This window comes from Ignavibacteriales bacterium (assembly GCA_016700155.1).
In the GTDB taxonomy this organism is placed as follows: Bacteria; Bacteroidota; Ignavibacteria; order Ignavibacteriales; family Ignavibacteriaceae.
In genome coordinates, this window is the sequence record CP065001.1 from 86,542 (window position 1) to 98,924 (window position 12,383).

Here is a 12,383-nt window from a genome sequence, read left to right on the forward strand (position 1 = left end):
ATAATTATTACCGGGTTACAGAAAAAATTTGTTAAAACCTCGAAATAATTAGTCATTCATAATCTTGATTTATAGTATAATTTTTGAAAGATTGACGGCAAAACTAATCGAATAATTATCTGCATACAGGCAATAGTTGCCAAAGTCCAGGTGAAATATGTTAACAGGAGTCATTTATGGGCATTCTAAGTTCTAAAGCGGTTGATCAACTTCGTAAAGAGAATGAGGAACTTAAAAATAAGTTCCATCAGATGTACGAGAAGGAAAAAGATGTAAAGAATCTTGAAGACACAATCAATAAACTTAAAGTTGAAGTAACCCGCCTGCTCAAAAAAAGAAAAGTACTTGTCGAAGATCTTTCCGCAAAACAATCTGAAGATGAATTAAAGAAACAAACAATTGCCGAACTTGATAAAAGAGTTGCTGATCTGACAGAAATGAAGGATGATCTTCAGAACACAATTTTAAATTTTACAGACAGGCTGCAGGTGCTTGAAACCGGAATGAAAGACGGTAACATAAGCCAGGTGCAGTCGTTGCATTCAGAAGTTTCTTCAGAATTAAAATCAAAAGTTGAAGAACTTGAAAAAAGGGAAAAAGAACTTTCCGACAAATTATCAGCTAAAGAAGAAGAACTTTTCAGTATCGAAAAACTTATTAATGAAAAACTTGAATCAGCTGGAAGTTCTGATAAAAATTTATCCCTTATAGAAGAAGAATTCCGCGTTAACACTGAACTTGATTCCAAAAGAAAAGAGATTGATGAGCTCACCAATAAGCAGAGAAAATTACAGTTGGAATTAAGCTCCGGGGCTAAAAAGATTTCAATCTTAAAGGATGAAGAAACCCGGCTGAACAATAAGGTAAAAGAGTATGATAAAATTTTTGATGAAAAAAATATTCAGCTTCTGGAACTTGATGCCGGAATAGAATCAAATAAAAATATAATTGAGACTTTCAAAAATGAAATTCTGAATATAGAATCGCAAAATGAATCGCGTATAAACAGGCTGCAGGAAGAAGAAAAAATAAAGAACATACTGATTGAAGATTTAAACAAAACTATTTCAGCGAAAGAAGAAACTAAAAGATCACTTGAAACTGAGATCGATAAACTCAGGAAAAATGTCAATGTGCAAAAGCAGGAAGAAAGTGAAACAGTATGGCGGATTGACAAACTTGTAGAAGTGGAAAAATCCAAAAATGAACTGATAGCTGAGATTGATAACAAAATCAAATCACTTGAAATTGAAAAGAATAATTTTGAGTTGAATAATTCCGAGTTTATCAAAAAAGTAAATCACCTTCGTGATGAGGAAAAATCGATTGAGGCAAAGTTAGCCAGGCTTAATGAAGAGGAGAAAGACAGATCCAAACTATTGGAGGAAATAAGTAAATCGATCACTGTAAAAGAAGCGGAGCTTTCAGTAATAGAAGGTAAACTGAGTGAAGTTGACGATGAGTTCAATAAAAAATTTACTGCTCTTGCTGAAGAGGAAAAGGCAAAAATCAATTTTGCAAAAGAACTTGATGACCTGATCAACAGAAAAGAAAAAAATAAAAAAGTTCTTGAAGAAAAAATACTTACCATCAACGAAGAGTTGAGGGTTAAAACAAGCGGGTTGACCGATGAGATTAATTCGAAAAGTGAAACGCTTAAAAACCTTGAAAATGATATAGCCATTAAAGAAAATGAAAAAATTGCTCTTCAGAAAAATTTTGATTCGCAAAAAGAAAAACTGCTTTCACTTATATCTGAAGCTGAAGATCTGAAATTGAGAAATGAAGAAATGGCTGAGGAAGAACGAACCAAAATTGATTTTGTAAGACATCTTAATGAAAATATTGCCTCGCTTGAAGAAGCAAAATCATCGTTAGTACCAAAGATACCTATACTTGAAAAAGAAATTAATGAACGTCAGAAAAGGATAAATGTTTTAATACAGGAAACCGAATCGATTCAAAAAAATCTTACAATCAAATCAACAGAACTGGAAAACATATCAACTGAAATTTCCGGTAAAGCTGATGAGATCGAAAAATGGGAAAAGAATATCCAGGAACTTGAAAAGAAGAGTTTGTCGATCAAAGATGAAATAGAATTTTACGAAACGTTGAAAACCGAACTTCCGCAAAAAATAAGTGCTGAACAGGAAACGTATGATAAACTTAAAGAACAAAACAATAAGCTTTCCGAGCTTGTTGGGTTACTGGAAGACCGGAGAGGTGAAATTGAAAAAGGTAATACTGCATTAGAGAACCGGTTTACAAAAATGTTTCAGAAGTTTAACACTGAACTGAATGAGATAAATAAAAAACGCAACATGCTTGAGCAGATAGTTCTGAAAAAAGAGAAAGATATTGAAGAACGCGATCAGCAGTTATTTGAAAAAATTGCGGCGCTCGAAGAAAGTGAACGCGTTTTAAGCATGCGCCAGGCAGAGATAGAATCCTTTGAACAGGTTATACGTGATTCAAAAGAACAGAAAGAAATGGTTAAACTTGAAATGCAGAAGCTTCAGGATAAAACCACAGAGATGCTTACAGTGAATGATGACATTAAACTTGAAACCGACATGCTTCTGAAAAAGAAAGCGGGACTTGAACGCGAACTTCAGGACCTGCTAAATATGATGAGCGATAAATACAGCCGCTCAAAAGATGATAAACTCAGGCTCGACAATGAACTGAAAGAATATGACGATCAGCTGCAGAGATACCGTGAGAGAATAACAGATTCAATGAAAGAGCTTGGCGATCTTCAAAAAGAGGTGAGTGCTGCGAGAGTTGACAGTGAAGAACTACGCGGCAACATTTCAAAATTGTCTGCATCAAAAACCAAGCTTCAGGAAGAAATTTCCAAGCACCAGGCAGTGCTTCAAAAATACCAGCAGATACGTGAAAAACTTAAGATGCAGCAATCATCATCCGAAACAAAAAATGAGGAGCAGCCAGCTAAAGAAAATTAGGCGGCATATCAACCAAACGGCTTTGTTTAGTATTTGTGATATTCTAATTTTACAGGCGTCAGATTAAAACCCTGGCGCTTTTTTATTTATGTATTATGAAAATAATCTGAGGATTCAATGAATAGAATTAAATCTACCAACGTGTTTATAGTACTGTTGTTATTTGTTTTTCAGAACACTCTTTTCAGCCAGGTTCATAAGTCTATAATCAAGCATCCTGAATGGAGTTATAATCTTTCAATCTATGAAGTAAATCTGCGTCAGTACACAGAAGAAGGTACATTCAAAGCTTTTGAAGAACACATTCCAAGACTTAAAGAACTGGGAGCTGGAATTTTATGGTTTATGCCAATTCATCCGATTGGAGAACTTAACAGGAAAGGAACACTCGGCAGTTATTATTCAGTTAAAGATTACCTCGCGGTGAACCCGGAACACGGTACGATTGAAGATTTTAAATCTCTTGTTAATAAAATTCATGAAGCAGGTATGTATGTAATAATAGATTGGGTTGCCAACCATACTGCATGGGATAATCCTCTCGTTACTGAGCATCCGGAATGGTACACAAAAAATGCTGATGGAAATTTTGTTCCACCTGTTGCGGACTGGGCTGATGTTATCGATTTGAATTTTGATAATGCTGAGTTAAGAGAATACATGCTCAACGCGCTCAAGTTCTGGGTTGAAGAATGCAACATTGATGGTTACAGATGTGATGTTGCAGGTATGGTACCGATGGAATTCTGGAATCGTGTACGGGAAGAACTTGATAAAATTAAACCGGTATTTATGCTCGCTGAGGATGAAAAACCTGATTATCATGAAAAATCATTTGATATGACTTATTCGTGGGAACTCCATCATTATTTTAATGAAGTTGCTCAGGAGAAAAAACCCGCATCAATAATTGCTGACTATTTTGAATCCGAGAAAATTATTTATCCTAACAGTGCATTCAGAATGAGGTTTACTTCAAATCATGATGAAAATTCCTGGAACGGAACTGAATACGAAAGACTTGGCGAAGGCGCTGAAACATTTGCTGCTCTTAGTTATATAATTCCGGGTATGCCCCTTATTTACAGCGGTCAGGAAGCAGCATATAATAAGCGGCTTGACTTCTTTAAAAAAGATGTGATCAAATGGGAAGAACATGAAATTGGTAAACTCTATTCAAAACTGAATCAGTTGAAAGAAGGTAATCCATGTTTGTACAATGGTGAAATGGGAGGTGGATTCGTAAATCTTCCAAACAGCAAAGGAGAAGATGTTTTTACGTTTGCAAGGATAAAAGGTGAAAGTATTGTCATTGGCATTTTTAATCTTTCCAAAGATGAAGTTCATTTTGACTTTGGCGGAGAGGGAGTTGAAGGTAATTACAAATCACTAAACAACGATGATCTGGAGATTGAAATGAATAATCATTTTAAACTTGAAGCATGGGAGTATAAAATTCTAATAAAGCAATGATGCTGACTTTTATAATTGTAATTGACCGTTTATAAGTTTTTTATTTATAGCCCTGAAGCATTTCGTAAGTTTCACATACAAATTTTAATTGACAAACTAATGGAATAAAAATGATAAAAAAAATTCTGATCTTGCTCGCGCTCACTTTAACTTCTGCAAATATTAATGCGCAATCTGCCGGAATAAATTTTACACTTGGGTTCCCGATGGGTGAATTCAAAGACAACCTTGACAGGCTTGGTTACGGCATCTCAGGACACTTTGCTTTATGGAATCCTAAACCTCAAATGCCTTTTACATTTGGATTGAATATCGGCTACCTTAATTACGGAAGTGAATCGAGGAGAGAGCCTTTCAGTCTTACCATTCCTGATGTTACAGTTGATGTAGACAGAACAAATAATCTTGTGAACTTTCATTTGCTTTTCCAGGTGATGCTTCCTGAAGGTCCTTTCAGACCATATGCTGAATTTCTTTTTGGAGGAGCTTACTTATTTACTGAAACATCCATTCATAGCAGAGGCGATGGTGATGACGTAGCAAGCTCAACAAACTTTGATGACTTTGCATGGAACTATGGAGCCGGCGGCGGATTTTTAATCCAGGTAAGTGAAGGCAATGATGAGGAAGTCGGCGGAGTTTTTATCGACCTTAAAGCACGATATCTTTTTGGGTCAGAAGCTGAGTACTTAAAAGAGGGTTCTGTAAGGGTTCAAAATGGTAGGGTGATTTATGATGTTACAAAATCAAAAACAGATTTATTAACTGCACATCTTGGTGTGATAGTTTTCTTCAATCATTTGTAGAAAAAATATGCATCAATTCCGGCACAAAATAAGTGAGACTGCCGGAAATCTTTCAAAAATTAAAGCCTCGTTCAACACGGGGCTTTCTCTTCTCATAGTTTGGAATCCACTATATCCAAATTCTCCCAAATGACAAATGCTCTGCTAAATGTGAAATAAAGGCGGTATATATCAGCAGAAATCAAACCATTTCAATGGAATATTATTTGAAATGATGCCCGCTCAAGAACAGTACTGTTCACAAATTTTTATTCACTTTAGTGGTTTGAAATGTACAACTCCATAGTGATGGTAAAACAGGTACCCGATACAGCTAATATTTCGGGTAAAGTAATGAAGGATGACGGTACGGTAAACCGTTCAAAACTACCCGCAATTTTTAATCACGAAGACAAGGTAGCATTAGAACTTGCGCTCCAGGTTAAAGAAAAATACGGCGGTAAGGTTACTGCAATAACAATGGGTCCGCCAAGAGCATCAGATGTACTTCGCGAATGTTTATTCATGGGCGCAGATGAAACTTATCTGATAAGTGACAGAAAATTTGCAGGCGCTGATACGCTTGCTACATCTTATGTTTTAAGTGAAGCGATAAAAAAAATCGGTGGCTATGATTTTATTTTTGCAGGCAGACAGGCGATTGACGGGGATACCGCTCAGGTTGGACCGCAGACAGCGGAGAAACTGAAAATACCACAAGTTACTTACACAGAAGAGATCCAAAATATTGAAAACAAAACCGCTACTATAAAAAGAAAAATTGATGGCGGGTTTGAAGTTCTGAAAACAAAACTCCCGGTGTTAGTTACTGTTCTTAAAGATTCAATTGAACCAAGACCATATTCAGCAAAAAGGGTGATGGCGTTTAAAGGCGCTAAGTCTCTTATGGATATAGAAAAACTTGCTGAAGGTAACCCGCTTCTTTATGTCGATTCACTTCTTCACGAATATAAATCACGTTCACTTTTTATTCCGACACTAACGATGGATGACCTTCAGCTTGATGTTGAAAAATGCGGAATAAAAGGTTCGCCGACAAAAGTTTTTAAAGTCGAATCTGTTGTGCTTGCCGGCGGTAATCACATAAATATTGAAGCTAACAAAGCAGGAATGAATCTGCTCGTTGAAAAATTAATGGAAGATCACATTTTCGGATAAGAATTATGCAGATGAAAACAACCAATGAAGTCTGGGTATTTATTGAACAAAGAAGCGGCAAACCCGCTGATGTAAGTTTTGAACTTTTATGCAAAGGAAGAAAACTTGCTGATGCAATGAACGGTATTCTTAAGTCCATTGTGATAGGTTCAGGTGTTAAAGAGATTGCAAAGGAAACTTTTAAATACGGTGCTGATGAATCCATCTTAATAGATCACGAACAGCTTAAAGACTATAAAACAATTCCCTACAGCAGAATATTAAATGACCTTGTAAATAAAATTCAACCGAGAATTGTGTTGTTCGGTGCAACAGTTATTGGCAGAGACCTTGCACCTCGTGTTGCTTCAAATACAAGAAGCGGACTTACCGCTGACTGTACTGATCTTCAGATTTCTGATCTGACTTACCTCGGACAAAAGTATGAAAAGCTTTTGCTTCAGATAAGACCTGCATTTGGCGGAAATATTATTGCAACGATTATCACCCCTGATAATCCCGTTCAGATGGCAACAGTAAGAGAAGGTGTGATGGAAAAATCATTTTATCCTTCACCTAAAGAAATTAAGATTACAGAGATTCCTTATGCTCACGAAGAATATGATGATCTTGTTTCAATAATCATGCAGCATAGAGAAGAAAGCAAAGTGAATCTTAAAGCAGCACCGATAATTGTCGCAGGCGGCTACGGACTTGGAACAAAAGAAAATTTTAAACTCGTTACTGAACTTGCAAATGTAATTGGCGGCGAAGTTGCTGGAAGCCGTGCAGCGGTTGATGCAGGTTTTATTCCTGCTGAAAGACAGGTTGGACAAACAGGCGTAACAGTGCGGCCAAAATTATATATCGCCATCGGAATATCGGGAGCGATACAACACCGGGCTGGTATGCAGGAAGCAAATAAAATCATTGCGATAAACAGTGACCCAGATGCACCGATATTCGGTGTAAGTCATTATGCAATAGTAGGTGATGCGATGGAAGTTATACCCGCTTTCATTGAAGCATATAAACACAAATTGAAATAGGAAATGTATGTCAAACTATTTTCTTGAAAACGCCGATCTTCAGTTTCATTTCAATAATCTTAAAATAAATGAAATTGTTGAAATGGCAGAAAATAATTACAAGCAGTCAGAACAGTTTAATTATGCTCCTGTCAATTATGAAGATGCAATGGAGAATTACAGGAAAGTTCTTGAAGTTGTTGGTGACATTGCCGCAAACTTTATTGCCCCAAGAGCTGCTGATGTTGATCACGAAGGCGCTGCTCATCAAGATGGTAAAGTTACTTATGCAAAAGGTACAAGAGAAAACCTACAGCAACTATCCCAGGCTGATTTAATGGGAATGATTCTGCCGCGTAAGTACGGCGGACTTAATTTCCCGTTCGTTATTTATATGATGGCAGTTGAAATGGTTTCAAGAGCTGATGCTTCACTCATGAATATTTTTGGTCTTCAGGATATCGGTGACACAATCCGGAAATTTGGCAGTGAAGAACAACGCCAGGAATTTCTTCCCGGGTTTTCTTCAGGTAAATATACCGGTGCAATGGCACTAACAGAACCCGACGCAGGCTCTGACCTGCAGGCTGTAAAATTAACTGCGTACCAGGATGAAAATGGAAACTGGTTTCTTAAAGGAGTAAAGAGATTTATAACAAACGGAAATGGTGAGGTACTTTTGGTACTTGCTCGTTCAGAGCAGGGAACAAAAGACGGCCGCGGTTTAAGTATGTTTGCTTGTTATGGCGATGAAACAGTTAGAGTAAGAAGAATTGAAAATAAACTTGGAATTCATGGATCACCTACTTGCGAACTTCAGTTTAATGATACGCCTGCACAGCTTGTCGGCAGCAGAAAATTCGGATTGATAAAATACGTTCTTGATTTGATGTACCGTGCAAGAATGGGAGTTTCTGCACAGGCTCTCGGCATTTCACAGGAAGCTTATGAAGAAGCAGTTAAGTATGCGAAAGACAGGGAACAATTTGGTAAATCAATTTATACTTTCCCTGTTATTTCGAATATGCTGATTGATATGCGTGTTCAGCTTGAAAGTAATCGTTCATTATTTTACAGCGCCGCACAATGGGTTGACAGAAAAGAAAATTATGAAAGACTGATTGACGAACTCAAAGCTGAGCATAAACCTTTTTCGGAACAGAATAATGAATTAAAATGGATAACGAAAGTAGCGAACTTTATTACGCCGCTTACAAAATATATTCTGACTGAATCTGCCAACAAGATAACTTATGACGCACTGCAGATACACGGCGGAACAGGTTATATGAAAGAGTTTAAGATTGAACGCCTTGCACGTGACGCACGCATCACTAACATTTATGAAGGCACTTCGCAGCTTCAGATTGTTGCTGCCTCCGGCAGCGTTATCAATGATATTCTAAAAGATTACTTTGACTCAAAAGAAAAGAAAGATTACAAAGGCGGATTATCCAGACTTGCAGCATATCTAAAAGAGATCAGGGCAATTTTTTATGACTGCCTTAAATACGTTGTTGAGAAAAAAGACCAGGGCTTCCAGGATGTTGCCGCAAAAGATCTTGTTGAATTGTATGGTTACCTGTATATCGGTTATCTTCTTCTTGATGAAGCTGAAATTGAACCGAGAAAAATATTTATAGCAAACAGATACATAATAAATTCACTGGCTCTTGCCAGAAAAAATGCTGAATCAATTAAAGATGAATTATTTTCTGATATACTTCACGCAGATAAAATATTAATTTAGAAATAAAAACCGGATCGTTATGAACACACAATTATATTATTACAGAATTTTTGATGATAAGGAAGAGTTCAGTTATATAAAAAGTTCGCTTGACCACGATAAGGTTGAAAAACTTGTTAAGGATTTTGAAAAGTCTCATGAAAAATATCTTAATCCCGATCTAGTTGACTATCTTCAAAGATTTGACCCTGAAGCTGAACTTATTTCAGTAAGTGATATATCTTACTAGGATCAAAAAACATTTTATGTGTATGATCATCTCCGGGAATAATTCACGGAGATGATGCGTTAGACAAGCCGATCCCCAATTAATAACTGTTATTTCACTCCGTATATCTTTCACTTTTTCATATATTTGATATAAAAATTTTGTTTTAATTCGTTTTCCGGAGTAGAAAAATGCCCGTTACCTCAAAAAAGATAGATGAACTTGCCATAAATACAATCCGTTTCCTTGCAGTCGATGGTGTACAAAAAGCCAATTCCGGTCATCCAGGAATGCCGATGGGATGCGCACCAATTGGTTACATGCTTTATGCGAAACTAATGAATCATAATCCATCAAATCCAAAGTGGTTGAACAGGGACAGATTTATTCTATCTGCCGGGCACGGAAGTATGCTTCTTTATTCACTGCTTCATCTATGCGGATATGGTGTCAGTCTTGATGAATTGAAAAAATTCAGAACGTATGGAAGTATAACTCCGGGGCATCCTGAATTTGGATTAACACCTGGAGTTGAAACTACAACCGGACCGCTTGGACAAGGTTTTGCGAATGCTGTGGGAATGGCAATTGCGCAGGAATATTTAGCTTCAATGTTCAATAAAGGCAAACACAAAATTTTAGATCACTACATATACGGAATATGCAGCGACGGTGATCTGATGGAAGGTGTTTCGCATGAAGCTGCATCACTCGCCGGACATTTGAAATTGAGCAAACTTATTTTCTTTTATGATGATAATAAAATCACAATTGACGGTTCAACTTCACTTGCATTTTCAGAAGATGTCGGTCAAAGGTTTGATGCTTATGGATGGCAGGTTTTAAGAATTACGAATGTAAATGAGTTATCACAGATTGAAGATGCAGTTAATAAAGCCAAAGCCGAAACAAAAAAACCAACTTTAATAATTACCAAAACCAATATCGGTTACGGAAGTCCTAATAAACAGGATACATCAGAAGCGCACGGTTCGCCGCTTGGCGATGAAGAAATAAGACTGACAAAGAAAAAATTAGGCTGGCCCGAAGATCTATCATTCCATATACCTGAAGAAATATTTGAAATGTTTACAAAGGTAAAAGATGAAGGTGAACAAAAAGAAAAAGCCTGGAAAGAATTATTTAATGAATATAAAAAAGAATTTCCGGATGATGCCTCAAAGTTTATTTCATATATGAATAATGATTTTGGCAATGAGTGGGAATCCGCTTTACCTGTATTTGAAGACGATGGAAAAAAACTTGCAACACGCGCGGCATCAGGAAAAGTTCTAAATTCAATTGCTTCCAAACTTCCTACATTGATTGGCGGCTCAGCGGATCTTGCACCATCAAATAATACTTTTATTAAAGGTTTCGGAGAATTTTCCGCAGAGAATCGTTCAGGAAGAAATTTTCACTTTGGAATACGCGAACACGGGATGGCGAGTATTATGAATGGAATGGCTATCTACGGAGGTGTAATTCCTTATGGTGGAACATTCCTTATTTTTTCTGATTATCTTCGTCCGGCCATAAGACTCGCATCATTATCACATGTAAAACCAATTTATGTTTTAACTCACGATAGTATTGGACTCGGTGAAGATGGTCCAACGCATCAGCCGGTTGAACATCTTGCATCATTAAGAGCAATTCCGGGAAATCTTGTAATCAGACCTGCAGATGCTAACGAAACCGCAGAAGCATGGAAAGCAGCACTGAATCATAAGAACGGACCGGTTGGTTTAATACTTACCCGCCAGGGTTTGCCTGTACTTGATCAGAAAAAATATAAATCAGCGGCGAACCTGCACAAAGGTGCTTATGTTCTTTATGAAACTTCATCTGAACCTGATATTATTCTTATCGCTTCTGGAAGTGAAATAGGTGTAACACTTAAAGCTGTCCCTTTACTTGAAGAGAAAGATATAAATGTTCGTGTTGTTAGTTTTCCATCATGGGGGTTGTTTGAAAAACAAAATGCGGATTATAAAGAATCAGTACTTCCGCATAAAATAAAAGCACGTGTTGTTATTGAAGCAGGTGTTAAACAAGGCTGGGAAAAATATGCGGGTGAATCAGGCGAGATAATAAGCATCGAAAAGTTCGGCGCATCCGCTCCAGTTGAGGTAATATTTGATAAATATAATTTCAATCCCGGCTATATATCTGAGACTGCTTTCAAGGTAGTTGAAAAGCTGAAAAAGTTAGGTAAGAATATTTGAGTTTATGTTATTTGGTAATGTCACCGGATGTCTAAAATTTATAAACAATTCTCCGATAAAGAATGGAATGACTGCTGCGGTAAATTTTGCAGCGGATGTGAAATAGCAGCAGCTTTCAAAAAGAAGTATGGAAAGAAAAAGGGTGAACAAAAGCTTAAAAAAACAATAAAAAAGATTTGTTAAGTAGTTAGTGAATTAAATATATTCTCACGGTTCATTTTTTTTATTATTATTCGATAATTCAAATGATAGTTTCACTTTTGTTATAACCAATAAAATATTTTTTACTGGGCGCCGTTATTAAAAAATTTTTTAAAATAATTATTCTTCTGGTTTTAGCGGTTCTGGTATTTATCCAGTTCATACCGACTAAAAGAACAAACCCGCCAAAAGCTGGCGAGATACTTACCCGCCAGGAAGTAAAGCAATTGTTGAAACGTTCCTGTTATGATTGCCACTCAAATGATACTAAATGGCCTTCATACAGTTATGTTGCACCGCTTTCCTGGTACTTTATTGAAGAAGTCGATAAAGGCAGAAGAAAATTAAATTTTTCAAACTGGAACCGGCTTTCAAAAGAAGAGCAGGATAAACTGCTCGTTGATATCTGGGATGAAGTTGAAGACAGCGATATGCCTCCTTCCCAGTATTTATGGTTGCATGGAGAAGCAGAACTTTCTGCCGGTGATAAAGATTTAATTTACAGATGGACTCACGGTCTTCTTCCTGAATTTTAATACTCTTTCTAAAGTTCTTTTATTCATTTCCGATTAACATTTTCCAC

At 36.7% G+C, this 12,383-nt stretch carries 9 protein-coding genes; all 9 read left to right on the plus strand.

Annotation, left to right across the window (positions count from 1 at the left end):
- Positions 1–176: 176 nt before the first annotated feature.
- Entirely contained in the window at positions 177–2,969 is a 2,793-nt protein-coding gene (locus IPM56_00350) for a hypothetical protein (protein ID QQS36441.1), read from the plus strand.
- Between the two features lie 117 nt (positions 2,970–3,086).
- Positions 3,087–4,442: an alpha-amylase gene (locus IPM56_00355; protein QQS36442.1), complete on the plus strand. Its 1,356-nt coding sequence runs from the start codon at positions 3,087–3,089 to the stop codon at positions 4,440–4,442.
- 110 nt (positions 4,443–4,552) lie between these two features.
- Entirely contained in the window at positions 4,553–5,248 is a 696-nt protein-coding gene (locus tag IPM56_00360) for a hypothetical protein (GenBank protein ID QQS36443.1), read from the plus strand.
- Positions 5,249–5,518: 270 nt separating this feature from the next.
- Entirely contained in the window at positions 5,519–6,406 is an 888-nt protein-coding gene (locus IPM56_00365; GenBank protein QQS36444.1) for an electron transfer flavoprotein subunit beta/FixA family protein, read from the plus strand.
- Positions 6,407–6,411: 5 nt separating this feature from the next.
- Entirely contained in the window at positions 6,412–7,434 is a 1,023-nt protein-coding gene (locus IPM56_00370; GenBank protein ID QQS36445.1) for an electron transfer flavoprotein subunit alpha/FixB family protein, read from the plus strand.
- A 7-nt stretch (positions 7,435–7,441) separates the two neighbouring features.
- Positions 7,442–9,163: an acyl-CoA dehydrogenase family protein gene (locus IPM56_00375; GenBank protein ID QQS36446.1), complete on the plus strand. Its 1,722-nt coding sequence runs from the start codon at positions 7,442–7,444 to the stop codon at positions 9,161–9,163.
- 19 nt (positions 9,164–9,182) lie between these two features.
- Positions 9,183–9,392 carry a hypothetical protein gene (locus IPM56_00380; GenBank protein ID QQS36447.1) on the plus strand — a complete coding sequence of 70 codons (210 nt, stop codon included), beginning with the start codon at positions 9,183–9,185 and terminating at the stop codon, positions 9,390–9,392.
- 170 nt (positions 9,393–9,562) lie between these two features.
- Positions 9,563–11,599, plus strand: coding sequence for a transketolase (tkt, locus tag IPM56_00385; GenBank protein QQS36448.1), 2,037 nt, complete (start codon positions 9,563–9,565; stop codon positions 11,597–11,599).
- A 272-nt stretch (positions 11,600–11,871) separates the two neighbouring features.
- On the plus strand, positions 11,872–12,336 hold the full coding sequence (locus tag IPM56_00390) for a heme-binding domain-containing protein (protein ID QQS38188.1): 465 nt from the start codon (positions 11,872–11,874) through the stop codon (positions 12,334–12,336).
- Positions 12,337–12,383 lie beyond the last annotated feature (47 nt).

Bases quoted from the DNA above. Each gene is read 5' to 3' on its own strand.
- IPM56_00350 (QQS36441.1), top strand. From the start codon at position 177: ATGGGCATTCTAAGTTCTAAAGCGGTTGATCAACTTCGTAAAGAGAAT.
- IPM56_00355 (QQS36442.1), top strand. From the start codon at position 3,087: ATGAATAGAATTAAATCTACCAACGTGTTTATAGTACTGTTGTTATTT.
- IPM56_00360 (QQS36443.1), top strand. From the start codon at position 4,553: ATGATAAAAAAAATTCTGATCTTGCTCGCGCTCACTTTAACTTCTGCA.
- IPM56_00365 (QQS36444.1), top strand. From the start codon at position 5,519: ATGTACAACTCCATAGTGATGGTAAAACAGGTACCCGATACAGCTAAT.
- IPM56_00370 (QQS36445.1), top strand. From the start codon at position 6,412: ATGCAGATGAAAACAACCAATGAAGTCTGGGTATTTATTGAACAAAGA.
- IPM56_00375 (QQS36446.1), top strand. From the start codon at position 7,442: ATGTCAAACTATTTTCTTGAAAACGCCGATCTTCAGTTTCATTTCAAT.
- IPM56_00380 (QQS36447.1), top strand. From the start codon at position 9,183: ATGAACACACAATTATATTATTACAGAATTTTTGATGATAAGGAAGAG.
- tkt (QQS36448.1), top strand. From the start codon at position 9,563: ATGCCCGTTACCTCAAAAAAGATAGATGAACTTGCCATAAATACAATC.